The 26935-nt window shown below is 68.2% G+C and carries 18 protein-coding genes and 2 pseudogenes; 11 read left to right on the top strand and 9 right to left on the bottom strand.

Features of this window, described 5'->3' with window-relative positions; genetic code table 11:
* Window positions 1-409 precede the first annotated feature (409 nt).
* From CG719_RS34725 to CG719_RS34715, 3 genes are all read left to right on the top strand, one after another.
* On the top strand, window positions 410-1006 hold the full coding sequence (locus tag CG719_RS34725; protein ID WP_100572686.1) for an SLATT domain-containing protein: 597 nt from the start codon (window positions 410-412) through the stop codon (window positions 1004-1006).
* Window positions 1003-2322: a nucleotide-binding domain-containing protein gene (locus CG719_RS34720; protein ID WP_100572685.1), complete on the top strand. Its 1320-nt coding sequence runs from the start codon at window positions 1003-1005 to the stop codon at window positions 2320-2322. The genes CG719_RS34725 and CG719_RS34720 overlap by 4 nt, the downstream gene beginning before the upstream one ends.
* 324 nt (window positions 2323-2646) lie before the next feature.
* Window positions 2647-3621, top strand: coding sequence for a hypothetical protein (locus CG719_RS34715; RefSeq protein ID WP_100572684.1), 975 nt, complete (start codon window positions 2647-2649; stop codon window positions 3619-3621).
* A gap of 95 nt (window positions 3622-3716) precedes the next feature.
* On the opposite strand, the gene CG719_RS34710 is transcribed toward CG719_RS34715, so the two are convergent.
* The gene (locus CG719_RS34710) at window positions 3717-3911 is read right to left on the bottom strand and encodes a hypothetical protein (RefSeq protein WP_100572683.1); all 195 of its coding nucleotides are present in this window, start codon (window positions 3909-3911) and stop codon (window positions 3717-3719) included.
* 244 nt (window positions 3912-4155) lie between these two features.
* On the opposite strand from CG719_RS34710, the gene CG719_RS34705 reads away from it, so the two are divergent.
* The 5 genes from CG719_RS34705 to CG719_RS34685 all read left to right on the top strand — a co-directional run bounded on the left by CG719_RS34705 (window position 4156) and on the right by CG719_RS34685 (window position 11741).
* Window positions 4156-4551: a hypothetical protein gene (locus tag CG719_RS34705; RefSeq protein WP_159025030.1), complete on the top strand. Its 396-nt coding sequence runs from the start codon at window positions 4156-4158 to the stop codon at window positions 4549-4551.
* Window positions 4552-5025: 474 nt separating this feature from the next.
* Window positions 5026-6507 carry a DUF3375 domain-containing protein gene (locus tag CG719_RS34700; protein ID WP_199836895.1) on the top strand — a complete coding sequence of 494 codons (1482 nt, stop codon included), beginning with the start codon at window positions 5026-5028 and terminating at the stop codon, window positions 6505-6507.
* Window positions 6504-7124, top strand: coding sequence for a DUF4194 domain-containing protein (locus CG719_RS34695; protein ID WP_100572681.1), 621 nt, complete (start codon window positions 6504-6506; stop codon window positions 7122-7124). Before CG719_RS34700 ends, CG719_RS34695 begins: the two co-directional genes overlap by 4 nt.
* A 2-nt stretch (window positions 7125-7126) precedes the next feature.
* Entirely contained in the window at window positions 7127-10543 is a 3417-nt protein-coding gene (locus tag CG719_RS34690; RefSeq protein WP_100572680.1) for an ATP-binding protein, read from the top strand.
* A 1-nt stretch (window position 10544) separates the two neighbouring features.
* Entirely contained in the window at window positions 10545-11741 is a 1197-nt protein-coding gene (locus CG719_RS34685; protein ID WP_100572679.1) for a Wadjet anti-phage system protein JetD domain-containing protein, read from the top strand.
* Between the two features lie 519 nt (window positions 11742-12260).
* Here CG719_RS34685 and CG719_RS34680 read toward each other — a convergent pair.
* Genes CG719_RS34680 through CG719_RS34665 form a run of 4 tightly spaced genes read right to left on the bottom strand, consistent with a single transcriptional unit; the run spans window position 12261 to window position 19173 of the window.
* Window positions 12261-15671 (bottom strand): protein kinase family protein, encoded by a 3411-nt coding sequence (locus CG719_RS34680; protein ID WP_159025029.1) that lies wholly within the window; start codon window positions 15669-15671, stop codon window positions 12261-12263.
* Between the two features lie 16 nt (window positions 15672-15687).
* On the bottom strand, window positions 15688-16698 hold the full coding sequence (locus CG719_RS34675) for an AAA family ATPase (RefSeq protein ID WP_100572677.1): 1011 nt from the start codon (window positions 16696-16698) through the stop codon (window positions 15688-15690).
* A complete protein-coding gene (locus CG719_RS34670) occupies window positions 16695-18857 on the bottom strand; it encodes a VMAP-C domain-containing protein (RefSeq protein WP_100572676.1) in 2163 nt (720 codons plus the stop codon). The genes CG719_RS34675 and CG719_RS34670 overlap by 4 nt, the downstream gene beginning before the upstream one ends.
* 1 nt (window position 18858) lies before the next feature.
* Window positions 18859-19173: a trypco2 family protein gene (locus CG719_RS34665; RefSeq protein ID WP_100572675.1), complete on the bottom strand. Its 315-nt coding sequence runs from the start codon at window positions 19171-19173 to the stop codon at window positions 18859-18861.
* A gap of 165 nt (window positions 19174-19338) precedes the next feature.
* Here CG719_RS34665 and CG719_RS34660 point away from each other — a divergent pair, with 165 nt between their 5' ends.
* Entirely contained in the window at window positions 19339-20865 is a 1527-nt protein-coding gene (locus CG719_RS34660; RefSeq protein WP_234375911.1) for a class I SAM-dependent DNA methyltransferase, read from the top strand.
* A gap of 343 nt (window positions 20866-21208) precedes the next feature.
* On the opposite strand, the pseudogene CG719_RS37005 reads toward CG719_RS34660, so the two are convergent.
* Window positions 21209-21386: pseudogene (locus tag CG719_RS37005) on the bottom strand (thioredoxin-disulfide reductase); the annotation flags it as partial.
* Window positions 21387-21512: 126 nt separating this feature from the next.
* Here CG719_RS37005 and CG719_RS34650 point away from each other — a divergent pair.
* Together CG719_RS34650 and CG719_RS37000 are read left to right on the top strand one after the other, a co-directional pair.
* Entirely contained in the window at window positions 21513-22634 is a 1122-nt protein-coding gene (locus tag CG719_RS34650; RefSeq protein WP_234375910.1) for a hypothetical protein, read from the top strand.
* 338 nt (window positions 22635-22972) lie between these two features.
* Window positions 22973-23320, top strand: a pseudogene (locus CG719_RS37000) (Shedu anti-phage system protein SduA domain-containing protein); the annotation flags it as partial.
* A 90-nt stretch (window positions 23321-23410) separates the two neighbouring features.
* On the opposite strand, the gene CG719_RS36995 reads toward CG719_RS37000, so the two are convergent.
* The 3 genes from CG719_RS36995 to CG719_RS34635 all read right to left on the bottom strand — a co-directional run bounded on the left by CG719_RS36995 (window position 23411) and on the right by CG719_RS34635 (window position 26916).
* The gene (locus tag CG719_RS36995; RefSeq protein WP_234375909.1) at window positions 23411-23701 is read right to left on the bottom strand and encodes a hypothetical protein; all 291 of its coding nucleotides are present in this window, start codon (window positions 23699-23701) and stop codon (window positions 23411-23413) included.
* Between the two features lie 111 nt (window positions 23702-23812).
* Window positions 23813-26062, bottom strand: a complete 2250-nt coding sequence (locus CG719_RS34640) for a hypothetical protein (protein ID WP_100572674.1) — start codon at window positions 26060-26062, stop codon at window positions 23813-23815.
* A complete protein-coding gene (locus tag CG719_RS34635; RefSeq protein WP_100572673.1) occupies window positions 26062-26916 on the bottom strand; it encodes a hypothetical protein in 855 nt (284 codons plus the stop codon). The genes CG719_RS34640 and CG719_RS34635 overlap by 1 nt, the downstream gene beginning before the upstream one ends.
* Window positions 26917-26935 lie beyond the last annotated feature (19 nt).

The raw sequence follows: 26935 nt of genomic DNA, 5'->3' as shown, positions 1-26935 counted from the left end.
GATCTACCCCACGACCGAAGATCCTCCCAACGCGGTTACACCACTACAGGGGGCATGACCTGCGGAATCGCGACCGCGCACGCGGCACAGGCGTCGGCGCTGCCAGGTCCGGCCCCAGTCTGCCCGGATCAGTACCAGTTGCTCTGAGCCTCGCTCTCGCGCGGGCCTGGAGCCAGGAGCTTCGCGGGGCCACCGCGGAGATGGAAGGCGAGCGGCTCCGCGGCATCGTGTCCACCGCTTTCCCCTACCTGCGCGAAGCAGGGGAGGACCGCAGAGCGGGCCAGATCGAGCGGCCTGAACGGGACGTAGCTCAAGTCGGTCGGAGTGTCAGTGGTCGCCGCCATACTCAGAAGATGTGCAACTGACTTTCAGGCGCATGTCCAGGAGTCCTCGACCGAGTAGGAACGAATTGACACCCGAGAGCGACGCGGTGCCTGACCGCGACCCCTACCTTCTGGCGCAGATACGAGAGGCCTTCGGGCGCGTGGTCTACAGCCACAAGACCCATGAGAAACAGGCGGACATCTGCTTCACCAAGCACCGGTGGCAGCAGGGCGTCCTCATTGCTCTCACCGCGATCAGCTCGGGCACCTTCCTTGCTGCGGTGGTCGGCCTGCTCGGCAACGCAGTGCTGACGAGTCTCGCGACCTCTTCTATCGCGCTCCTGGTCAGCTGGATGAGCCTTGGGACGAAGACCTTCAAGTTCGAGGAGGAGTCCGATGCCCACCGCGGCATCGCCTCTCGGCTGTGGGACGTCCGGGAGTCCTATATCTCCCTCATCGCCGACCTGATGTCCGGCACTGTCTCCGTCGCGGAGGGCCGAGAGCGGCGGGACGAGCTGCAGCGGGCCGCGCGCGACGCGTACGCCGACGCGCCTAGGACGAGCAGCAGGGCGTTCGCGCGCGCCCAGGGCGGGCTGCAGAACAACGAGGAGATGACGTTCACCTCGCGCGAGATCGACCTCTTCCTCCCGGAGGCGCTCCGGATCGGCGAAGGCGAGGCATGAAGATGAAGACCTCAGAGATCTTCGAAACGCTGCTCGAAAACCTAAAGGTCGGAGACACGGCCACGACGGTCGCCTCGCGCCGGGATGAGATCACGAAGGCGCTCAACAAGGACTTCCGCGACAAGGACGGCTGCACCGACTACAAGCTGATGGTCGGATCGTTCGGCCGGCACACCGCGATCAAGGGCGTGTCCGACCTCGACATGATCTTCATCCTGCCGCCCGGGATCCGGTCGAGCTACGACGGGGACACCGGCCCGCGGAGGATTCTCGAGAGGGTTCGCGACGACCTTAAGGCGCGGTACAAGAACACGGAGATCCGCGTCGACCAGTGCGTCGTCCGAGTGCGGTTCGCGTCCAACGCCTTCAAGTTTGAGGTCCAGCCTGCGTTCGAGAACGCCGACGGCAGCTTCGACTACCCGGACACGAAGGCTGAGGGCTGGAAGGTCACCAAGCCGCGCGAGGAGATCGCCGCGACCAAGGAGTGCAACGACCGCACCTCGACGAACATGCGCCACCTCGCCCGGATGGCACGGGCCTGGAAGAACGCGAACGGCGTAAACATGGGCGGCCTGCTCATCGACACCCTCGTCTACAACTTCTTCGACCAGACCGACGACTACGACGCAGCGGGCACAGGCTCGTTCGACCTCATGGCCCGCGACTTCTTCGAATTCCTCAAGGATCAGTCAGAGCAGGAGTACTACCTGGCGCTGGGCAGCCGACAGCGGGTCCACGTCAAGGCGCAGTTCCAGCCGAAGGCCAAGAAGGCGTACAACCGATGCCTCGAGGCGATCGCGGACGAAGGCAAGACGTCCGCCAACAAGAAGTGGCGCGAGGTCTTCGGCACGTCGGTGCCGCTGGCGAAGAGCGCGAGCGAGTCGTCCCGGTCGTTCAGGGACACCGAGGAGTTCATCGAGGATGAGTTCCCGGTCGACGTGTCCGAGACTGTGTCCATCGACTGCGAGGTCACGCAGGCCGGATGGCGTCCGACCTGGCTTCGCGCGATGCGTCGCGGCGGGATCCTGCTAAAGGCCGACAAAAACTTGAGGTTCGTGGTCACCAGTTGCTCGGTCGGGGAGCCCTACACGCTGAAGTGGAAGGTGCTCAATCGTGGTCCGGAAGCCGAGCGGCGGGACGCGATCCGCGGCCAGATCGTCGACTCGAGCAAGCGGGGAGTCCGCATCGAGCACTCGGACTTCAAAGGCGAGCACGTCGTCGAGTGCTACGTAGTCAAGGACGGGGTCGTCGTCGCTCGGGACCGGATCGACGTGCCGATCGGCAACACGAGCGTGAAGAGGGCGAACGCCTTGTAGAAGACCGATCCTCGAAGCGTGGCGAGGCCCCGACGACTCTGCCGGGGGCTCGTCGCATCAGACGCATCCGCCCCCCAGGGTTGAAGTATGGGCAGCTCTCTCGCTGTCATGTCCGAGTGCCTGCTCAACGCGGAGCTGGCTTCCGCGAAAGCGGTAGGCTGCCCGCCGCCCGGCTGAGCTGCGTTCCGGGGATCCCGGCAGGTCCGCTCAGTGGATCGTCGATCTGCTCAGCGACGAAGCAGATGCCGCGGAAGAGGAGTTTCGGCGGGTTTGGGACCTCGGCTGAAGCTGGTTTTCCGTCGGACGCTTCCGGAGAATGGTGCCGTGGAACGGCGGATCGACTTCTGGCGAGAGCGGCAGATGTTCTGTGGGCGCTGCGATCATGGGTGGCGTGTCGATTTGGACTGGATCGATCGGTGGGAGCAGGCGACGGAAACCTGCCCCGGCTGCGGCATGACCTGCGAGCACGAGGATTCGCCTCGGGTGACGCTCGACTCCTGCGACCCGGCACTCGACGGCGACAGGGTCGCGCAGTTTTTCTGGTACCACGCCAGTACGCAGGCGCACTGGCCGACGCGGGACTTCGACCCGTCAGCCGTCTTGACTCCCGAGATGCGCAGGAGGATGGGCGGAGAGCAGCGGGTTTCCGCGTGGGTCGCGAGCCAGCGGGCGAAGGCCCTCCACGTCGGCACGTACGAGGCCGCTGTCCACAACATGCTGCGTCGGATCCGTGACCAGGCCGACCAGCGCAGCCAGTTCAATCTGTATCAGGTCCGTCTGAAGCCATCCGTTGTGGTGCGGGAGGGGTGGCTCGTCGACCCCGCAAACTTCGTCGGCGACGTCGTGCTCGACGAGGTCTGCCCGCCCGGCGTCGACGTCGCCCGCTACCTGAATTACCACGAGGATCCGGGAGGGCTCTCGCTCGCACTGGGGAGGAACGCGATCGCCAGCGTTCAGCGGATCGCGGTTCCGCTCCCCGACACCCGGGATGGCGGCTGGGTGCGCGATGCCGTCGCGGCTCTTGAAGGCGTGAGCGACACCGCCGCCCCGGCGACCGGCAAGCTGGCCCTCCGCATGCGGCCGCCATCGGCGCGCGCCGTCCTGGGCCGACAGCTCGGTGCGTCCCTGGCTGACAGACTGCCGGTCAATCTCCGGAACCAGTTCAGGTCGGCCGCGGCGTTCGCGGAAGGAGAGGATCCAGAGCGCTGGGCGCGACGGACCAGCGGCCTGTTCGATCTGATCGACGATCCGACTTCCGTGCTGGCTGCGCTCGACCAGCAAGATCCCCGGGAGGTCTGAGAACGGCCTGTCCCGCTTCTGTGGGGCAGGAAGCCCTGAGGTCGCTGCCGGTCTTTCAGGTGGGCGCCGCCCTGAGTGGGGAGAGCGTGAGCAGCTCAAACGCCGCGGAGCGTCATGCTGACCGCGGAGTCGATGACGGCTTGGGAAAGTCGCTTCCATCCGATTTCGTTATCCCGGTCTAGTGCCGCCGTGTCGAGACCATCGAGGCCATCGTAGATTTCGCGAATCGCGGCGTGCTCCCCGGCGCGCACCGCTTCCAGGAGGCGCAACGTCTGCATCTTGAAGGGCATGCACGTCACCCTCGCCTGGAGACTGAGCTGTTCGGCCAATCATGCCTGACGTGATGCTGACGAGAATGGACAGCACTTGATGGCTCTCAGGGGCAGGTGGTGCGTCGGCTTCGCCGACCAGGACCATGAGTGAGGCGCGGCACTCAGGCACGCCGGAGGCGACGGACAGCTCCACACGCAGCCCTACATCGTGCAGGGTCCTGGCGATCACCTGCGGATGCATGGGCCGCTCGACCGAATACGCGTGGATGGATTGAAGGGATTCCAGGGCATCGTTCCATCGGTTTTGATACACCAGGACCTCGGTGAGGAACCCTCTCAGCTCAAGGCGCTGGGGGCCGCGCAGACCGTCGTCCTTAAGCAGCGTTCGGCAGCATTGCTCGACTTCCTCGTCGGTCATGAGCCCGGTCGTGAGGGTGTCATTGATCTGGCCGATCTCGCGCTGAATGCGCGCGGACGGAATGGTCGGCATCCGTTGGCTCAGCGAGTCGAGATCGGCGGCGAGGGCTTGCACCTCTGGCTCCGGGGTGCCATGGCCAGTGTGACTGCGGAGCACTGTCAGGCAGTTGGCGATGGCCAAGGACGCGTCCTCGGGCGGGGAGTCGGCCAGTTGGAAGGCGAGGTCTCGGGCGCGCTGTAGATGGTGCAGCCATATTGCCGGCGCTTCTAGGTACCCTGTCGCGCTTTCCGGCGGACCGATCCGGCGGCAACACGACCCAGCTCTCACCGGGCGCGATCAAGATGAGATGGCACGGCCTCGCGTCCGTCCGGATGGGGCAGGGCGCCGGCGGACCGGTAGGCGAGCCAAAACCCTCGGCCGGGACTCGAAATTGTGTTCGGGGATCGTCGCAAGGGCGAGAAGCGGGAACGATCCAGATCCGGATGTATCCGGCCTCTTGCCTGCCGTTTTCCCTCCCCGAGGCAGCCTGGCCTATCCCGTCATCGGCTCGGGCCGAGTCCCGTTGTCAGTGGTGGCCTCTACGGTTCCTTGTGGCCGGCGCGGAATGCCCATGCGCGGCTGTGCGGGCATGAGTGCCGATCGAGTGGGGCGTCCATTTTCGCTGTTGGCGGGAAATGCGGTCGTACTTGCTGGGGTAGTGAGAGGGCAGGATGTATGGAGTTGGACTACGACCGCCTGGTCGCCCTGCGGAAGCAGAGCGCTGCTTGGCGGCTGCTGAAGGCCGACAATGCGGCACTGATGTTGAGCTTCTTCAACAAGGTGTTCGTCGAGCAGGGAGCGCGCTCGATTGCCGGTGCGGAGCTTGTCGAACGTCTGGACGATGAGTTGTTCGCCCTCAATGACCGGCTCGGGCAGGGCACGTTTCCCAAGTCCGCGAAGGCGTATCTGGATGTCTGGTCGGCACCGGGGAACGGCTGGCTGCGCAAGTATTACCCGGCGGATTCGGACGAGCCGCACTACGACGCCACGGCCGCGGTCGAGAAGGCGATCGCGTGGGTCCGGTCGCTGGAAGAGCGTTCGTTCGTCGGTACGGAGTCGCGCCTGAATACGATCTTCGATCTGCTGCGGCAGATGACGTTCGGCACCGAAACGGACCCCGAGGCGCGACTGGCCGAGCTCTCCCGGCGACGGCATGAAATCGACCAGGAAATCGAGCGTGTTGAGGCCGGCGAGGTAGACGTTCTGGACAGCGCGGCCCTGCGGGACCGCTACCAGCAGGTGACAACGACGGCGCATGGGCTGCTGGCCGACTTCCGCGAGGTTGAGGCGAACTTCCGGGACTTGGACCGGGACCTGCGGAGCAAGATCGCCGCGTGGGACGGGGCCAAGGGCGAACTCCTGGATGAGGTGCTGAGCAGCCGCGAGAGCATCGCTGAGTCGGACCAGGGACGGACCTTCCAGGCGTTCTACGACTTCCTGCTCGCCCCGAGCCGTCAGGACGAACTCAAGACGCTGCTGGCCGAGGTTGAGGCCATGGAAGCCATCGACGAGCCTGACCCGCGCATGCGTCGCATGCCCCGGGACTGGCTGGAGGCCGCCGAACGCACCCAGGCCACGGTGCGGCAGCTGTCGGATCAGCTCCGCCGATTCCTGGACGACCAGGTGCGCTCGGAAGACCGCCGTGTCCTGGAACTGGTGCGCGCGATCGAGACGCAGGCCCTGGCCCTGCGCGACGTGCCGGGCGTGAATCTGGTCGCCGAGATCGATGCGGCAGCCCCGGCCATCGCCCTGCCGATGGAGCGGCCCTTGTATACGCCGGTGGTCAAGGCGCCGATCGACAGTACCGGCATCGAGGCGGGGGACGATGAGTTCACCGCCGACGCCTTGTTCGAGGCGGTGTATGTGGATCCCGCCCGGCTCACGGCCGCGGTGCACCACACCCTGGGCTTGCGCACGCAGGTGTCCTTGGCCGAGACGCTGCGCGAGCACCCTCTGGAGCAGGGGCTTGCCGAACTGGTCGCCTACTTCGCGCTACCGGACGACGGGTTCACCACCGTGTTCGACGACGACCGCCAAGAAGAGATCACGTGGATCGGCGAGGACGACGTCCAGCAGGTCGCCACCGTGCCCGTGGTCACCTTTGCTCGCACCAGCCCCGGCATCGCCTGGGTATCCAGCCCGAAGGAGGGGCGATGACCACACCTGCCACCCCCACCCCGCAGCAGCCGTACGCCCTCTCGCTGCCGGTCAACCAGCTACTCAAGGGCCCGGTCTTCCGCGACCAGCACGAGCGGGCCTGGGACGCGCTGCTGCACCACAGTGCCGGCGTGAAGGACTACGTCGACGTCATGGGGCTGCGCGTGGTGATCGACGAGATGGAGGGCTACGCCTTCCTCCAGTCGAAACCCGACGACGAGGACGATGACCGCGATCCCCGCATGGCGCCGCCGCGGCTGATGCCCCGCCGCTCGCTGTCCTACCCCGTCAGTCTGCTGGTCGTGCTGCTGCGCAAGAGGCTTGCCGAGTTCGACGCGGGCGCCGACGGCACCCGCCTGATGATCACCCGGGACGAGATCGTCGAGATGATCCGGATGTTTCTCCCGGCCGGCAGCAACGAGGCACGTCTGGTCGACCAGATCGACGGCCACATCAACAAGGTGGTGGACCTACAGTTCCTGCGCCGCGCTCGCGGGCAGGAGCAGCTGTTCGAGGTGCAGCGGATCATCAAAGCCTTCGTCGACGGGCAGTGGCTCGCCGACTTCGACACGAACCTGGCCCAGTACGCCGCCACCCACACCCCCCAGGAGAAGTAGCAATGATCCCCGCCCAGCCCGGCCCCGCCGACACGAGTGCCTCCACCGACCTGGCTGCGGCAGGCTTCCGACTGGAGCGTATGGAGGTCTACAACTGGGGCACGTTCGACAAGCACGTGTGGTCGTTCGGTCTCGGCGGCGCCAACGCCCTGCTGACCGGTGACATCGGTTCCGGCAAGTCCACCCTGGTGGATGCGATCACCACGCTGTTCATGCCCGCCCGCAAGATCGCCTACAACAAGGCAGCCGGTGCGGAGAGCGGCGAGCGCAGCCTGCGCTCCTACGTGCTGGGCCACTACAAGTCCGAACGCAACGAGACCACCGGGACGACCAAGCCAGTAGCGCTGCGAAAGCCGGGCAGCTACTCCGTCATCTTGGGCGTGTTCACGAACCCGGCGATGGCTGCGACCGTCACGCTGGGGCAGGTGTTCTGGCTGGCCGACGGGAACGCCACCAGCCCCGAGCGGCTGTTCCTCGTCGCCGACCGGACGCTGTCCGTCGCCGGGGACTTCGCCGACTTCGGCACCGAGGTGCGGGCGCTGAAGAAGCGTCTCGAAGCGGGCGATGTCCGCGTCCACAAGACGTTCCCGCCATACAGCAAGGATTTCCGGCGCCGGATGGGCATCGAGTCCGAACAGGCGCTGGAGCTCTTCCATCAGACGGTGTCGATGAAGTCGGTGGGCAGCCTGGACGAGTTCGTGCGCAGTCACATGCTCGAACCGTTCGATGCGGCGGCGATGACGGACAACATCGTGAGCCACTTCGACGCTCTGACTACTACCTACAACTCCGTTCAGCGGGCCCGTGCCCAGATCGAGGCCCTCACCCCGCTGCTTGAGGACTGCGACGCCTATGAGGGCCTGGCCGCACGCATCGAGGAGGCCGACGGCCAGCAGGCCGCCTTGCGGTACTTCATCGCCCAGCGCACGTCGGCGCTGCACGAAGCCCAGCGCGCCGAGGCGGAGCGGATGCTCGCCCGCCTGGAGGGCGAGAAGAAGACCGCGAAGGACGAGCTGGAGCGGCTGCGGGACCAGGAACGCCGGTGGGAACTGCAGCGTGAGGGCCTGGGCGGCGGGCGCCTGGGCGAACTGGAGCGCCAGATCGAGGAGACGGAGCAGCAGCGCGCCGCTCAGGAGAAGCGTGCCCGCCAGCACGCAACCCTGCTGGAGCAGGCAGAGCTTGCCCCGGTCACCGATCAGGCGCAGTTCACCGACCGCCTTGAGGAGGTTGCCCGGGCCCAGCACGACGTCGCCGGGACGACACAGGAGACGCGCACGGCCCTGGAGACGCTCGCAGTCGAGGCCGCACAGCTGAAGCAGCGGGCCGAGGACCTGAACGCAGACCTGATCAGTCTGCGCTCGCGCCGCAGCAACATCCCCCGCAAGCAGCTGGAGGTACGCGCTCGCCTGAGCCGCGAACTCGGCATTGAGGACAGTGCTCTGCCCTTCGCCGGCGAACTCATTCAGGTCCGAGACGAGGAACAGGCGTGGGCCGGAGCCGCCGAGCGGCTGCTGCGCGGCTTCGCCGTGTCCCTCCTGGTCCCCGGCGATCAGTACGCTCGCGTCTCCGACTGGATCAACGACCACCACCTGGGGACGAAGCTGGTCTACTTCCGCGTCCCGGAGAAGCTCCCGCCGCGGCGCCTGCCCACCGGTGCGTCCATGGCGCTGTTCACCAAGCTCGAAGTGCGCGAGGACTCGCCGTTCGCTCCGTGGCTGGCCGGCGAGCTCGAACGCCGTGCCTCCCACGCCTGCGTGCCGACGATGGAGGACTTCCGGCACGCCGAACTAGCTATCACCGCACAGGGGTTGATCAAGGGGACGCGGGGCCGCCACGAGAAGAACGACACCACCCGCATCGACGACCGCAGCACGTATGTGCTCGGCTGGACGAACCAGGCGAAGATTGATGCCCTCCTGGATCAGGCGGGACGAGTCCATGGCGCCCAGCGCGAGATGGACGAGAAGAGACGCACGTTGGGGGCCGCCTACGAGGACGCCATCAGCCGTGACAAGGTCCTCGACCGGCTGACGGCGATGGTGGACTACAGCGAGATCGACTGGCCGTCCGCGGTACGGCGCATCACCGAGCTGACCGCGGAGAAGCAGCGCCTGCAAGCCGCCTCCAACGACCTGGACGAACTCACCCGCCGCCTCACCGAGACCGCAGACGAAATCGCCGAACAGGGAGCCGCCTACGAGAAGGCCAGCCAGAGCTGGGGACGGGTCGACGGCGAGCGCGACGCCGCTGAACGCGCCCGCGACGAGGCCCGCGCGGTACTCGACGAACCGGCCGCCGGCGCTGCACAGGCGCACTTTCCGGCCCTCGAACAGCGCTTGAACACCGCCCGCCTGGCGTGCCGGACCGCGCAGGAGTGCGCGCAGACGGAAACCCGGCTGCGCGAGGAGATGACGGCGCACAAGCACCGCTGGGCCAAGGAGCAGACCCGCCTCGCCCAGACGATCGCCGCCCAGATGAGCTCCTTCCGCACCACCTATCAGGTCGAGACCAGCGAACTCGACGCCTCGGTTGCCTCCGCCCCTGGCTACCGTGCCCTGCACCAGCAGCTCGTTGCCGACGACCTGCCGCGCTTCCAGGACCAGTTCCGCACCTACTTGAAGACCAACGTGATCCGCGAAATCGCCGGATTCCACGCGCAGTTGAACATCTGGGCCGACGAGATCGGCGACCGCATCAACACCATCAACGAGTCGCTGGCCGGCATTGACTACAACCCGGGCCGCTACATCATGCTCAAGCCCGAGCAGACGCCCAACACCGAGATCCGCGAGTTCACCGCGGAACTGCGCGCCTGTACCGACGACGTCCTATCCGGCGACGACTCCGACCTGTACTCCGAGGAGAAGTTCCACCAGGTCCAGCACCTAATCGAACGCTTCAAGGGCCGCGAAGGCCACGCGGACAGCGACCGCGGCTGGACCAAGCGCGTCACCGACGTGCGGTACTGGTTCGTCTTCAGCGCCAGCGAACGACGCCGCGAGGACGACTCCGAGTACGAGGTGTACTCCGACTCCGGCGGCAAGTCCGGCGGACAGAAGGAGAAGCTCGCGTACACCATCCTGGCCGCCTCTCTCGCCTACCAGTTCAAGCTCGACACCACCCACAGCAGAAGCCGTACCTTCCGCTTCGTGGTCATCGACGAAGCCTTCGGGCGCGGCTCGGAGGAATCCGCCCGCTTCGCCCTGGACCTCTTCAAACGTCTGGGCCTGCAACTCCTTATCGTCACCCCACTGCAGAAGATCCACGTCATCGAGCCCTACGTGTCCGCCGTCGGCTTCGTCGACAACCCCAGCGGACACCATTCCCGCCTACGCACCCTGACCATCGCCCAATACCGCCAAGAACGCCTCGCCCACACCCTGGCCAGCCTGCAGCCCGCCGCCGGACAGGGAGACTGAGATGACGACGCATCAAAACCTCAACTGGACTACGCCGCAGGCCGTCCTCGAACGCCTCCGCAAACGCTGGAACACGGGTACCTACCTCACCCAACTCGCCAACGGGGCACCCTGGGAACCCGTCGAGATTCCCCTGCGCGGCCCGAAAGCCGGCGACATCACCCGCCACTACGACGACGTCCTCGCCTGGACCGAATCGTGGGCGCCCAGCGCACACCGGCACCTGCGCATCGAATACCGCCGGCTCGGCGGACGCCTGGCCGGCGTGAACTACATCCCCGACCGCGTCTGGGTCGACGACCGCGACGACCTCTGGCGCATACTCGGCGTCACCCCCACGGTCGCCCGCTACCAAGCCCTGCTGGCCTCCACCCAGGAAAGGCTGCCCGCTCTCATCGACTGGATGGTTGCCCACCCCATGCAGGTCCTCCAGCGGGAGGCCGACTGGCATCGCCTGGAGGGCACGATCCGCTGGATCACCGACTACCGTGGCCCAGCCGTCTACCTACGCCAGCTCGACGTACCTGGGGTGGACACCAAGTTCATCGAACGCCACCGCGCTATCCTGACCACCCTGCTCGAACAGTGCCTTCCCGACGACCGCATCGACGCCGAGGCCGCGCGCACTGACTTCGCCGCCCGCTTCCGTTTCCTGCGCAAGCCCGCCTACCTGCGATTTCGGCTGCTCGGCGGCGAGTCGCTGGGGGGCTTCAGCGAACTCACGATCCGCGCGGATGAGTTCACCGCGCCGCCGCCCGGCATCACGACCGTGTTCGTCATCGAGAACGAAACCACCTACCTCGCTTTCCCCGACCAGCCCCACAGCATCGTGATCCACGGCGGCGGCTACGCCGTCACCCAACTGTCCGCCCTGACCTGGCTGCACGATGTACGCCTTGTGTACTGGGGCGACCTGGACACTCACGGTTTCACCATCCTCGACCGGCTGCATCGGGCCTTCCCGCACACGCAGTCCATCCTGATGGACCGGAGCACTCTCTTGGAGCACCGCGGCCAATGGGTGAAGGAGGACGCCCCCACCCACCAGCCTCTCGGCACGCTCACCCCGGACGAAGCCGACGTCTACGCCAGCCTCGCGGACGGCGAGTTCGGCCCCAACGTGCGACTCGAACAAGAACGCGTGCGCTACCACCTGCTCGAAGTCGCCCTCAACGACCTGCGCCAAGGGCCGCGGTGACTAACCCTCGTGCCTGGCCGGCAGTCGGAGACCGGGAACTGCGGCGTCGCTGCCGTTCTGTCGCGCCCCGGGGTGCAGGCGCGGCGTCGGAGCCGAGCGGTTCGATCTGCAGACCAAATACCCAGAGCGGCATGGGCCCCACGACCGATGGGCTGCGCGGCAATCGCCGCTGGGACTACATGGGTTGAGGCAACCCCTTTTTCGGAACAGACGTTCGAAACGAATGATGCTCCGGCGGGGGGTCCTGCGTAGACGGGGGCCTGATACGACGACGCCCCGCCGGCTTGCTGCGGCGGGGCGTCGTCGTGCAGCCAGCGCGCTACGCGCGGCCGATGCGACCTCTCGATGCCTTTTCGGGAGCCATGGGCCCGGGCTGACCGGGGCGCAGTGGTGCTGACTAGCCGGGTGCCGATTCGCTGCGCCAGGTGCTTGGTGGGCGCCAGCCCGGGGCGGTGCAGGCATCGGACCGTGGCGCATCGAGCACACACCTGGGCACCAACTTCTCCGCCGTGCTGCCGACTACTGACCGGGTGCCCGCGCGGCGGGGCCCTCCAGCCAGTGCCTGATGCGCCGGGACCACTCCTGAATCTCGAACGCAGCCCGCGACCGTTCGTCTCCGTACTGGTCCAGCACGGCGAAGCTCGCGTCAACCACACTCAGGGCGTCGTCGTGACGTCCTTCGTCGCCGAGCAGGACGGCGAAATTGATCAGGCTCATGGCGTGGTCCGTCCAGACGCGCCGCGCCTCCTCCGGAGGCAGGGCACCGTAGATCTGGGTAGCCTCGGCGACGGCCGTCCGAGCCTCGCCCTGCCGTCCCAGGTCGCCCAGGCGGCTGCCCAGGTTCGTGAGACTCCTCGCCAGATCGCCCCCAACCGCCGGCTCACCCAGCTCGGCCCTTCTGCGCCCGATGAGAACAGCCTCCTCGATAGCCTGGAGTGCCTCACGGTACCGACCTGCCTCCGCCAAGCGGTTGGACTGGTTGTTCAGGGTCATGGCGTGGCCCGCGCCGAAGAAGCCGAAGTCCCGGCGACTCAGCTCCCGGTACAGCGTCTCCGCTTCTGCGACCGCGTCGAGACTCTCCCGCGCCCGGCCGGCTTCGCCCAGTCGCACGGAAAGATTACTGAGGGCCTCGGCGAGACCAGACGAGAAGGGGACGGGGGCGGAGTTACCCCCTACCGACAGCAGCTCTCGGTACACCTCCACGCTCTCCAGGGCCGCAGCGAGCGACTCCTCCCGCTGCCCCACGGAGGCCAGTTGGTTCGAGAACGTCAGGAGAAGACGGGCGAATTCCAGCCCGTAGGTGCCGATGTCCCGCCCCGCCAGATCCCGAACCCGCCGGACGTCCTCAGCGACGACCTCCTTCGACGCTCGGTCGGCCGTCGGGCCTCCGGACGCAAGGGCGAACGCCTCGGCCAGGGTAGCGGCGGAGGGTCTGCGGGCGGGATCACGCTCCAAGCAACGCCAAAGAGTCCGCAGGAGCACCGGGCCGATCCTGGGGTTGGTCAGGGGACCATGTCGCGAGTTGTCGTCCCTGGGGTCGCTCCACCGTCCCGAGAGGAAGGCCAGCAGCAGCGCACCGACGGCGTACACATCGCTCTGCGGCGTGAGCGACCGCTCGTCGTCGTCCGCCTCCAGGTAGGTGTCGCTGAGGGGCAGCACGTCGCGGTGAGCACTGTCGACTCCGTCGATCGTCGCGGTCGCCCAACCGACCAGCCGGACGTCGCGGTCGGTCACGAGAACGGCCAGGGGTGAGAGCGAGCCGTGCACGAGCCCCCGAGAGTGGGCGAAGGCAACGGCCTCCGTCAGGCCCAGCCCGATCCGCAAGAAAAGCTCCTCCGGGACCATTCCACCGTGTTCGTCGAGGACGGCGCGCAGGTTCGGTGCGGGCGGTGAGGACGGGGCGTCTGTGCGGCCGTGGACGCAGCTCGCCGCGACCCACGGCAGCTCCCCTGTGGTGGGCGCCGCCACACCGAGGAGTGCGGGGGCATGCGTGCCCTGCATCCGCGTCAGGCACTCGGCTTCCGTCCGGACGAGGTCCCGCGCGGTTCCCGGGTCGCGGGTATGCAGCATGACCGGCGCCCGGACCGTGGCGACGGTGCCGTCATCGTCCTCGGCCAGGTACATCGTCAGGTGAGGCCACCCGTGGGCACTGCGTGCACGGAGCCGGAATCGACCGAGCCGTACCGGGTCCTCCGGCAGGAGCTCCACCCAGCCGGCTGGCAGGGTCTCGCCCGGCGCGTCGTCGTACGCCTCATCAGTCCCGGCGGCTGCGGAGTCCCGGGGCTCGGTGGAATCCCCGGTCTCGCCCTCGGGGACACGGGTTTTCGGCATGGGCGCCACTGGCCTTGCGTCGGCGGACGGGATGCCGAGCCGCGATAGTGCCTGCTCCCGTAGCCAGCCGAAGGAGCGCCCGGTGTCGTCGATGACGGCCGCGCCGTCCGGGTGCCCGACCCACGCCGGGAAGACCGGGGCGCGGCCGACGGCGGCCTCAATGCGCTGCGTCACAGCCTCGGCGGTGCGCAGCAATTCCCTAGGGGAGACGGCGCTGAGGAGAACGCGCCGGGCGCCGTCTGTGAAGTCGTACCGCCGGTGGTGCGGCAGCCGGTCCGCACCGTCGGCGTCGAGCTCGTGCATCAAGCCCCCTAGGAACACCTCCATGAGGTGTCCGATGTCTGTCGGCGGCCCGAGGGCGGCCTGCACCAGGCGCATCACGGGCGGCGTGACGGGGGCGACGGCCGCCACGTGGGCCGCGAGCCGATACGCCTCGGCGGACGCGGCCTCCCTGAAGCGGAGTACCGCTTCGGCGGCGTCGCCGTCCCGGGCGTCGGCGACGGTCCGGCTGGAGCCGGGACGGCCGGCGTCCCACAGCGGGAGGAGCGCTGTGCCGCCGGGTGAGGCGACGAGCCACGCCCAGTCGGCGACGGCCGCAGGGGTCGGCGCGAGGACCGGGACGGGTACGGAGTCGAAGCGGACCAGGTCCGGCGGCAGGTCAGGGTCGGTGACGTGCCAGGCGCGGGTGGGGCCGCCGCGGCGATGGGTGGTGACCTGCCAGCGCCGTGCGCCGATGCCGGTGCTCGCCCAGAGCCGGGACGGCAGTGCCTGGACGATCGCGATGGGACCGCAACGTCCCCAGCGGTCCGTCACCCGGCGCATCCCGCCGTCCCGCCAGGCTTCGCCCACACCGTCGCTGACGACCAGGACGAGGGTGTTGCCGGTTAGGTCGCACAGGACCTTCGGCGATAAGAGCCGGCCGCGGTGGCGGTAGGGGGTGGTCCGCAGAGACGGAGTGTCGCTGCGCGTGTCGAGTCCGTACACACGCACGTCTCGGAAGGCCCCAGCACGTTCCATCAGTGCCCGGACGTCGGCGGCGAGCCGCTGCCAGAGGACCATGGAGACGCCGTCGTCAACCACGAGGGCCAGGGACAGCCAGCGGGTGCGCACCGCACGGGCGACGGTCTCGGGCACGCCCGTCTCAGCGATGGCAGCGACGGTTCGTGTGACGTCGAGTTCCTGCTGGCGCCGGTCGGGGAAGCGCTGCCGCAGCGGCCGGAGGGACTTGCCGAGCCGGAGCTGCCCGGCGCCGAGGATGCTGCTGTCCGGGGCGCGGACTGCGAACGCCGGTGACAGGCCCGCGAGCGCTGGCGCGTCTTCGGTGGGACTGGCCTGCGCCGAGGCCAGAAGCGGGCGCGCGGACCGCTTCTTCGTGGACTCCGCAGCGGTCGGCTCTGGTGCGGGCTCCGCGGCCTCCGGCGCCGCCACCGTCGACCCCTCGTGGTGGGGCTCGCCGTGCCGCTCCGAGCTCGCAGCGGCCACGCCGATGGAGCGCACCAGGGGCCCGGAGTCCCGAGGCAGCTTCCCGGCGAGCCACATGGCGTCCAGGAGTTCCTCCAGAGAGAGCTCCACCCCGCTCTCGGCCAGGACCTTCGTCACGCGCGAGATCACGGCGTCACACGGCTCCGCCGAGGCGGTGCAGGACGCCCTGGAGGAGGGAAGCCGCGTCGAGGTTCACGCCACCCTTGCGGAGGAAGACTGCGTTCAGCAGCTGATCGGTGGCCAGTTCGCCCTCGGCACGGCGTTCGAGGAACTCCCGCAGCAGGTCGTCGGTGTCGTCCAGGGCGTCGGGACCGAGGTGCGCGGCGACGATCTCCCGAAGCCGCCGCTCGTTGGGCTCGGGGAGATCGAGGCGAACGCAGCGCCGCAGGAAGGCGGGCGGGAATTCCCGTTCGCCGTTACTGGTGATGACTACAACCGGGAACTCACGGCAGCGGACGCGGCCGCGCGTGACCGGGGCGGTCTCATCCAGGTCGTCGGTTCGAACGTGTACCGGTGCGTGGCTCGCGGGCAGCCGGGTGAGTTCGGAGATGGCGAACTCACCCTCCTCGAAGACGGTCAGCAGGTCGTTGGGTAGATCGACGTCACCCTTGTCCAGCTCGTCGATGAGCAGCACGCGGGGGCGCTCCCGGGGCACAAGCGCGTTGCCCAAAGGGCCGAGCCGGATGTACTGGCCGATGTCCGGTTCGGTGCCGTCCGCGTCGCGCCGCAGGGTCGCCTCGCGCAGCCGGCCGACGGCGTCATAGAGGTAAAGGGCATCCTGAAGAGTTGAGCGGCTGTTCACCGGCCACTGCAGGACACGGCCGAGCGCGAGTTCGTGAGCGATGGCGTGGGCCAACGAGGACTTGCCCGTGCCGGGCTGCCCGGTCACCAGGAGGGGTCGGCGCAGGTGGAGTGCCGCGTTCACCACCTCCACCTCGTCGGGGCCGATGAGGTAGGGCCGCGGGTACGGAACCCTGTCACCGGTCACGGTCTCCTGCCGGTCGAACCGGCGCCACGGGGGTGCAGCGGGGAACGGTACCTCACGGCGCTCGCCGTCTCCGCGGAACAGCCACCAGTCGTCGCCTCCGCCGTCGGAGGATGAAAGCCGAGGGCTTGTACCGGCCAGGGGCTCTGAGGTGGTCATGACGCGTGCGATCCTCTCCAAGGGTCACTCAGTTGAAGCGACTCAGTCTGCGGGAGACGACCTTCCGGTTCCCACACGAGGGAGGGCCGTGCCCGCCGCTCCGCCGGGCAAGCCGCCGAGTCGCTCCGGAAGCCCCGGACCCGCTCGGGAAGTCCCTCCAGGTCGCCGGCGGGAGCCAGGATCTCCAGTCTCCCTGCGTCCTCGTAGCCAATGGCCTCACGGTCCCACAGCACGACCGGGACGCCCAGGACGAGACATTTCAGCAACCAGGACCGACGCTCGTTGGCGGGGCCGTGGAGAACCACCCGCGCGGTATCACGATGCTCAGTCTTCAGCAGATTCACGAGCTGCCTGGCGTCGCCGGACGTCCGGCCGGTGACGAGCACCGACGCGCGTCCGTTCTTCCACCGGCGCTCCTGGTCGCCTTCGCGTTCCGGCCTCTGGTCACTGAGTTCCGGGCAGCTCAGGGAGACGCGGTATTCCGCTCCGATCGGCCACGCCGGAAGAATGTCGTCGAGCGCTCCGGGCTCCCATTCGTCGACGGCCAAGTCGAGCCCCGCCCGGTCGACCACGACGGTCACCCACGGCACATGGTCGCCTTGCCCCGGCTCCTGGGCCGCGGCGAAGACCGCCTCGCTCAGGGTGCTCGCCGCCTCCCGCGGGGTCTTGGGCTCCGACTCCGCCTCCTTGAGCACGCGGTACGAACCGTCGTCGCGGACGAGCAGAATCCGGACCCGGTACCGGTCGTCTCCCGCGGCGGGGTCGTGTGCCAACTCCATCACGACCCGCGACACCGGCGACGCTGCGCGCTTCGCCCACTGGGCGGCGTCCGCACGCCGCTCGGCCAAGGCCCCGGCGTGGATACCGAGCCGCCGGGCGGTCTTCCCCGACCACGCGCGCAGGTCGTCGCCCAGCCCGTCGCCCGCGGCCGCCGCCACGTACTCGACGAGCCGCAGTAGCGCCGGCACCGGCGGGGCATCCTCGGGACCGCTCACACCGTCGGACAGATCCTCCAAGCCCTCGACCACGCCGCAGACATCGTCCGCGCTGAGCTGCGGACGGGTGAGGATCTCCGGAAGTACGACGTACCGCAGCGCCTCACCGGCTGTTCGGGGCAGCAGCGCCGGCTGCTTCTCGCAGAGCCGGCGCAGCAGGCCGATCAGGGCGTCGTACTCGTTCACGGAGAGCAGCGACCCGCAGTCGAGTCCCCTGGCCCACGAGAACAGACGAGTCAGCGCGGTGCGGGCCGTCCCCTGCGCGCTGCTCGCGAGGGCTTCGCCGAGAGACGCGAGCGCTCGGGGATGGGCCATGAGGAGCGCCACGAGGTCGGCAGCAGTGGGCTCATACCCCTGGGCCTCGTAGCCCAGTTCGCGCGCCAGGGCCCGGGCGTGGTCGACACGGACGCCGGGGTGCGAGAACAACGGCGCAAGCAGCGTCTCCAGTTCGCGCTCAGCGGGCGTGCGCTCGGCGGCGGGCCCGGCCTCGGGCAGGGACGCGCCGATCGCACTCAGCTCGGGAGACCGACCGGTTTGCTCCTCGACGTGGGACACGAAGCCGCCGTCCCCGGCGAAGGAGGACACCGGCAGGGCGATCAGCCGACGGGCTCCGTAGGCGTGGTCCTCCTCGGTCACGACGCCGACGAGGTGGCCGCCGCAGAAGATCGCCGTGCCCGAGGCCCCGCCCCAGGCGTTCCCGCCGTCGGTACGGGCGGTGGGGGCCGGTCCCTGGTCGAGGACGTAGCGGTCCTTGCCTCCAGAGAGGACCGGCAGCACACCGCGCAGGTGCTCCGGGGCCCGGGTCTCCCCTTTGGCGGCCCAGGGATAGCCGAGGCCCTCGTACGGCAACAGCGCGGTGCCCGCTGGGCAACCCCAGCGGACGGAGCCGGGCGGATCGATCTTGCGGTCGATGCGCAGCAGTGCGACGTCCAGCCCGTCCGGGTGGGCCCAGAGCAGCTCCGCGTCCGCGCGCGTCGTCTCGCCGTCGAGGTGGTGGCCTACGCGTACGGTGATGACCGGCCACAGCGTTCCCGTGTCGCGGTCCTCCAGCACATGGCGGGCGGTCAGTACGAGCCGCGGGGCGATCAGATAGCCGGAGCCGACGGTGAGGCGCCCCTCACCGGTGCCCCCGCTGCGGATCAGAGCCAGTCTGCGGCGATCCACGTCACTCCTCGTCCAGCGACCCGAACTCGTCGTCGCCGATCTCGGGGCGCGCGCCTCCGAGGGCCCGGTCCTTGACCGACAGCTTCAGCACCAGCTTGTGGGTACGGACGGTGGTTTGCTCGCCCCCCGCGCCGACGACAACTACGCCGAAGGAAAGCTTGCCGTCCCCTTTGGCGGACTTACGCAGCTCCAGCTGCAGCTCCAGCTCGGCCTCCTCGACGCCGAAGGCGAACTGCTGGTTGATGCCAAGCTGCTGCGCCTCGTACAGCTCTTGGCGCAGCTCCTCGATGGCTGCGGCCAGTCCGATAGTCGACACCTTCGCCCCGCCCCCGGTTCAAGACAATGAGAAAAACAGTAGGTCGCCGGTACGGTACAACGCTCGCGAGACACCACAAACCTCGGTCATGGACAATGACTCGGTGGAAGGAACCGTCCACCGCATGCCACCGCGCGAGAAGAAGTCCACCGAGCAGGAGGAAACTTGAGCGCCTCCACCCCCGAGGAGATCCAGGCGATCCTCTGGAAGGCAGCCGACAAGCTGCGCGGCTCCGTCGACTCCGCCCAGTACAAGGAGTTCATACTCGGGCTGATCTTCCTAAAGTTCGTCTCCGACGCGTTCGACGAGCACCGGAACAAGCTCGCCAAGGAGCTTGCCGAGGACGGCCTCTCGGACGACCGAATCGGCGTCTTCCTGGAGGACCGCGACGAGTACACCGGCGCCCACGTCTTCTGGGTACCGGAGACCGCCCGTTGGCCCTGGATCGCCGCGAACGCTAAGAGGCAGGGTGTGGGCAAGCTCCTCGACGAGGCGATGGACACGGTCATGCGGGAGAACGCCTCTCTGGCGGGCGTTCTCCCCAAGGTCTTCAACCGCGATGACGCCAGCCAACAGCGCGTGGCCGAACTCTTCGACCTCATCACCGACGCGCGCTTCGGCAGCACCGAGGACAAGCCGGCCCAGGTCGTGCTGAGCGACGTGTACGAGTACTTCCTCAACAACTTCGCGCGCGCGGAGGGCAAGAAGGGTGGCGAGTTCTACACCCCTCAATCAGTGGTCCGGCTGATCGTGGAGATTCTGGAGCCGTACAACGGGCGCGTGTACGACCCGGCGTGCGGCACAGGCGGCATGCTCGTCCAGGCGAGCAAGTTCATCGAGGCACACGGGGGCCGCGGCCACAAGGCCGACATCGCGGTCTACGGCCAAGAGGTCAACGAGCGCACCTGGCGCCTGGCCAAGATGAACCTCGCCATCCACGGCATCGACGCCAACCTGGCCGCCCGTTGGGGCGATACCTTGGCCGACGACAAGCACCCGGACCTCAAGGCCGACTTCGTGATGGCCAACCCGCCGTTCAACATGAGGGACTGGGCGCGGGACGAGAGCGACGTCCGTTGGCAGTACGGGGTTCCTCCGAGGAACAACGCCAACTTCGCGTGGCTCCAGCACGCCGTCTCGAAACTGTCCGACCGCGGGACGGCCGCCGTCGTCCTCGCCAACGGCTCACACTCCTCGCCCAGAGTCGAGGCTGAGATCCGCCAGGCGATGGTGGAAGCTGACCTGGTCGCCTGCATGGTTGCATTGCCGCCCCAACTCTTCCGGACGACCCAGATCCCGGCCTGCCTGTGGTTCCTGACCAAAGACAAGTCCCCCCAGGGCGCGAAACGCCTGGACGACCGGCGCGGCACAACCCTTTTCATCGACGCCCGCGGAATGGGCGAGATGGTTGACCGGACCGAGCGGAATCTGACAGAAGCCGACCTCGCAAAAATCGCTGGCACCTACCACGCCTGGCGAGGCACGGCATCAGCGCAGGAAGCAAACCTGGCCTACCAAGACGAGTCCGGCTTCTGCTTCTCGGCGGATGTGGCGACTGTGCGCGAGCATGAGTACGCGCTGGCCCCGGCACGTTATGTCGGCGTGGGCCTGCCAGCCGCCGTGGAGCCGCAAGCGGTCCCGCGGAGCGGTCCCGCGGCCCTGATGAAGGACCTGTACGCAATCTTCGACTGAGAACCGCCAGCGAGAGCCCCCGGCTGGGCGGGGTGCCTGAGGCGCGTAAAGCGAGAACGCTGGGCACACGCCGTCTGGCCCCACACGCTCGTCACGACTGCACTACGCCACCTGGGACGGCCGCGCCCCTCTACGGTGCTGTCCTGCCCACGACGGCACCGTGGAACCTGTCATTGGTCGGGACCCGGAACATAGGCACGAGCACAGGCTGCCGCCGACAGGGCCGTTGGATAAACGCGGCCGTGCGCGCATCGGCCCGCGAAGGGAGGGAAAGCGCGCACGGTAGCGGACCGTATGGCGCACCTTGACGGGGTCATGGTGCGCTTCAGCCCCGTCAAGGGCGCTTGGGGAAGCCGGGGAAGTTCTCGACCTCGGTTGTGGTGGTGAGCGCACCGCCGACGAAGATGGCACTGCCGAAGAGGAGCGGCTTGAACTCTGGCGCGGGCGGTGTAGAGGGCGGCGGTGAATCCGGCGCGGCCGGAGTCGATGACGATGACCTCGCGTATGCCGGTGTCGGTCACTGAGGTCACGCGACGACGTGACCCCCCCCACAACGAGGAGCGGTGGGATTGCGCGGGTACCACCGCTCCTCTGCCCATATCTGGCAACCTTGCAGGTCGCTGAACTATCTGGGAGGGGACCCCGCTGTGACCGAAGTGCTGCCTAGCTTCGACAACGCCGGCGACGACGACGCCGACGCCGACCGCGAAGCTGTCGAACAGGAGCGGGCCAAACTGCGGGAGTTTGTCGCAGGGCTGAGCGCGGACGACATCAAGTCGGGCGGCTGGTTTACGAAACTCTGCACCCAGGCGCTGCGGTCGTACGCCGAGAAGGCCACCTGGGAGTATTTCCAGCAGAAGTACAAGGGCGTGCCCGCGGACGGCATAGTCGGGCAGCAGATCAAGCTCGCGGTAAAGAACGCCATGATTGAAGGCGGGATCACCTCCAGCCTTTACAACGGGACGATCGCTGCCACCATCGGGTCGTTGGGTGGCGCCAGCCCTGCCACTGTTCCGGCCGGTGTCTTCACCTTTATGGTTGACCTGACGTACATTACCCAGCTGCAGATGCGCCTGGCCTACGACATCGCGGTGATCTACCGGATTCCCCTGGACGTGGACGATCCCGAAGACACGATGAAACTCGTCCGGGTGGCACTCGGTATAAAGGCCGGAGAAGCCGCCCGCGTCAGCCTGAAGTTCGTACCCGGCCTGGTCCGGCAAGTCCTCAAGAAGTACTACTCCGGTGCGGTCCTTGCCGCCGCGAAAAGCCTTCCGTTCGTCGGGAAACACCTCCTGCAACGCAATATCATCAAGTTCGGCATCCCCGGCGTTGGCATCCCCTTGACCATCCTCGTGAACCGCTACACGACCTTGGCCGCAGGACGCTATGCCAAATCCGTGTTTCGTGACGAGGCAGAGGTAATTGAACTCGCCGACACTTTGATCCGACGTACGCAGCACCCGAGGCTGATGCTGTGGGTCGCGTGGCTCGTCATCAACGCGGACGGCGAGATCACTGATGCCGAGCGCCTGCTGTTCCAGCGGCTGACGCGGCTTGCCTGGGAACGGCATCAGGTCGATGACGAGCAACTCGCCAACGTCGTCAACATTGACCCGGGCGAGGTATGGCACCGCATCGATGCCGAGCCTGGGGATCTCAGTGACGTTGTCTACGCCGCCGAACGGGTCGCCGCCGTTGACGGGGATCTCAACACACACGAGAGGGCGGTCATCGCCGAGCTACGGGATCGCTGCCAGCGACGCTAAACCCGTGGTGCGCAGACCCCACACGAAGGCCGAGGTCTGCCAAACGGCGGGGTCGCTGCCGGGGCGGCACCACCGGTTGTCCGGAGCGGCTGGCATCGCGCGAGGTGGATACCGCGGTGACGGCCGCCCTCGCGTTGACGTCCTGGTCCCGGCTATGCCGGGAGCCAGCCGGAGTTCATGCGCACCTAGCCCGATCCAAACGATCACGCGCATAAAGCGGATGGCGTCTGAAGTCAGAAAGCCAGGATGTTCATTCGCCTGCCGGGTGAGTCGACGGACGTCCATCCTGGGGGCATGACGCAGTTCGCGCCTACCCGGCGCCACAGAGCACACAGAGGATCACGACACTCGCGCGACGCGACATCTTCGACTACCTGTGCGGTGAGGGCGGCCCCTGGTGGGGAATGCTCGACGAGGTCGACTTTTTGGGATCCCTGTACGACCTCGACAGGCTGGCGTCGACGGACTCCCGGTTCACGGCGGCACCTGAAGACATTTTCCAGTACCGGATCAACAACCCACTCGACTGGTCTGACGACTGGGTCTTCGAATACCCCCAGTTTCAACTCCTCGATGGCCCTGACGAGGTTCTGCTCGCCTTCCTAGCGCGGTTCGTGCATCCCGAGGTGCAGCCCGACGTTGACCACTCATCCCAAGGGGTCGCGAAGCTGAACCGCCTCCTCGGGCCGGGCGGCTGGACCCTCCGCCCCTTCAAGTTCATATCGGGGCGGCCGGTCTACGGATCAGCCCCCGCACCGGACACCGGCCCGCTAGTCTCACTGCCGCTCGATGACGACGACACCGGCAAACTCGACCTCGTCCTCGGCCAGAACTACAGCCTCCTCGACCGCGACGGCGAGGAAGTCGCCCGAGACCTGCTCCGCCGGACTGTACTGACGCTGCGCCGCGACGGCGGCTTCTACCACCCCATTCCCGGTGACGGATGGACGGACGCCACGTCCGAGGCAGTCCTCACCGTGCCTTCTGTCCTCCTGCCTGCATTCACGGAGGCCGTCATCAACGCGGTCTGGCAACGACTGGAAGCCGTACTCACCCGTCTCCAGCACGAAGACGTCCAGTCCCTCGTGGTCGAAGGCGACATGGGGCCGCTGCCGGCCGTCTCACCGGACTGGAGGAACCAGACGGCCGAGCCCGATCTCCCTGTCCTGTCGCCTGGTTCAGTGGCCCGTCAACAGGAATGTGACGTATTTCCGGACACCGAGGTTGCGTCGGGTCTCCGTCCGTGCGGTGCTGAGTTCGCCCTTCACTCTCGCTCGTTCCGCCTCGGCGCCGCTCAGCTGCTTCTGGCGTTGCAACAGGTCAGCACGCCTGCGCTGGGTCTCCATAGCGCGCTGCTGTCGGTCGGCCGTGAGCCGCTGCCGTTCGTCGGTGATCTGCTTTTGGAGGACGTCCCTGTCCTGCTGGGCCTTGCTCTCCGCCTGCTTTACCTCCTGGTCGTACTGCGCCCGCAGCGTGGCGATCTCTGCGCGGATCCTCGTCAGGGCGGGCCCGGGCAGCTTGGCGGGTGCGGAGGCCCTGGCCCGTTGCTCCAGGGACCGCCGCCATGCGTCGAGGGCACTCGCCCGCGCTTCGCCCACGCCGGACACGCGGACGTGGTGGCCGCCTGGGCGGACGAAGTAGGCGACACGGCTCCCGGAACCCTGGCTCTGGGAGTAGGACACCCCCGTGAAGTCGGCCGCCGTGCGGATACCGGCCTGCACCAGAGCCCCGACCGTCTTGGCGCCCATGTTCGGCAGTGACCGCGCTTCCTGGATCGAGGTGGCGCGCAGCTTCGCCTCGACGTGCTGGCGCACCGCGGGTTCCAGCGCGGCGGCGATCATGCTCTGCTCTCTGGCGGGCAGTTCCGCCTTGCGCTTGCCGGACTGGTCGGTGCGGCGGTTCAGGTCCATAGTGATGCGGGCCAGTCCGTCGCGCAGGTCGGTCTGGAGGGTCTGGATGCGCTTGTCGGTGGCCGCGCCGTCCTTGGCCGTGGCGGCGTCCAGCTTCTGGATCTCCTGCTCCAGCCGCCGGTGGGCGCCGGCCGGATCCTTGAGTTCGCGGGCCCGGCGACGTAGTCCCCGGACCCGTTGGCGGGCGGTGCGGTACTCCGGCCTGAGCCGCCGGCCTACGCCGATCATGGCGGCCGAGGCGAGTAGGGCGGCCCCCTGCGCGGCAGGCAGGTAGCCCTCCGGCTGTCCGACAGTGACCGCGAGCACGGCGGGGGCGGCGGTGCTCAGTACGGCGGTGGCCGCGGCCGCCAGGTCGCGAGGGCAGCGCTCGGTGAAGCCGGCGGAGGCGGGGGCCGGCGCGCTAGTCGGCACCGCTCTGGCGGGGGCGGACGCCACGCGATCCACCAGCCAGGCTGGGATGCCACCGGAAGGTGCATTTGCCGGGGCGGCGGCACCCGTCGTACCGCTGGTCGCCGTCGGAGCCGCGGCGCCGCCCTTTCGCTTGCGGGGTGGGGCGGGGAGCGTGAGGGCGGCGGCGGTCAGGCGGGGCAGCCCGGAGCAGGGTTGCCCGAGGAAGCTCTGGACGCGGGCGGCCTCCGTGCGGACGCGTTGGTCGGAGTGGCCGAGGAGCAGGGGCCAGGCCAGGGAGGTCGCCGGGTCCTTGAAGTCGGGCTCGGAGAGGATCAGGTACTCGCCCTGGGTGTCGTGGAGCTGGGTCCACAGGCCGGGGTCGGTGGCGACGGCGATTAGGGAGAGGTGGATGAGCCAGGCCGAGAAGCGGTCCATGGTCGGCCCGAAGTCGGCGGCGCTGCGCTGCGGCGACTGGTAGTTGCGGTGGCCGTTCTCCGTCGCCGCCTCGCCCTTGAGGGCGGGGACGTACATGCCGTCGTAGTCGACGAGCCGGAGGGTGTTGTCGTCCGCCACGAGGATGTTGCCGTGCTGCAGGTCGCCGTGGGCGATGCCGTGGTCCTCCAGGTCGCCCGCCAGCGCGAGGAAGCGGTCGGCTAGGGCGAGGACGGCAGCCGAGTCGTGGCGGTGGCGGTCGATCCATGACATGAGGTCGGTGCCCTGCACCCACGCCATCCGCACCACCGGGAACCAGTCGCCGAGAGCCAGCACGCCCTGCTCCAAGAACTCGAAGCGCACAGGCCACGGCTGGGAGAGGCCACTGGTGTCGAGGGCGCGCAGGGCAGCGCTGATCGCGGTGTAACGGACGCCGATGGCGGAGGTGTCTCGGGTGAAGCACTTGAGCGCGTAGCGCTGCCCGTCCCGCGTGGTGACGGAGAAGACGCTGGCGAAGTTGCCAGAGATCGCCTTGGGTCCGAGGATGGGGCTCTGCTGGACGGTTCCCTGCTGGAGATCGGGATCGCGGAAGCAGAGTTCGGGGTGCTGCAGGGCCTCCGCGTAGTTCGCGCCCGTGGGGAACTTCCGGACCGCACCGGTTCCGGTGGCTTGGCGACCGCCGCGGGACACAGCCATCACGCCTCCGTTCTCACCCGGATCCGGATCAGGGTCACGTCGTCGTTGCGCATGAGCCCGCGCGCCCGCTGGTCCTCCACCCACTCCGTGAAGGGCTCATCGCCCACCTCGGCAAGCGTGGCCAGCACGGTGCCCGGTGCCCGGTGCCCGTGGTGCGGGGACAGCAGCCAGGCCGCGAGCGCGTCGCTGGCCAGCAGCACCTCGTCGCCCGGCGCCAGGGTGCCGTGGGCGAGCCGCAGCCGCTGGGCCACCAGGGCCGTGTCGTGGTTACGGCTGCCGAGGAGCTGGGGGGTGATGCCGAAGCCCTCGACGTCCTCGACGGGGAAGGCCCGCCGGACGACACCGTCCCGCAGGTGGAACAGGCAGCTGTCGCCCAGGGCGAAGGCGTGCCAGGACCAATCGGCCGTACCGTCACCGGACACGGTGGCTCGGACCTCCGCCCCCAGGACGGTCGCGAACGCGCCCTTCTCCAGGCCGGGTTGTTCGTACCAGGTGATGGGCCGGCCACGGGCGTCGCGCTCCGCCCGGTACCACTCGAGGTACGCCTCCCAGCGAGGCGCGGACCGTTCCATGAGGTCGACGACGAACGTGTCCACGTCGTCCCACCAGTCGCGGCCGAGGGACATCGACTCGACGGCGTCCGCGACGAGACGCTCTGCCCAGGCGCCCGCGAGCAGGCTTTCCGAGGCGCCGTCGGACACCGCCGCGTACAGTGGGAGGACGGTACGGCCCTGGTCGTCGGCCCGTGCGTCCCCGACCCAGGACCGCCCGGCGTCCTCGCACTCCTTGAGCGTGTTGCCCGCCTTGGGCACCCGCAGCAGCTGGCATTCCGGCAGGGCCGAAACGTCCTCCATGGTCAGCGCAGCTCCGTCT

It is taken from the genome of Streptomyces sp. CB01373, from assembly GCF_002803075.1.
Lineage (GTDB): Bacteria > Actinomycetota > Actinomycetes > Streptomycetales > Streptomycetaceae > Streptomyces.
Note: the sequence above shows the minus strand (reverse complement) of the source record. Positions and strands in the feature narration are given on the sequence as shown.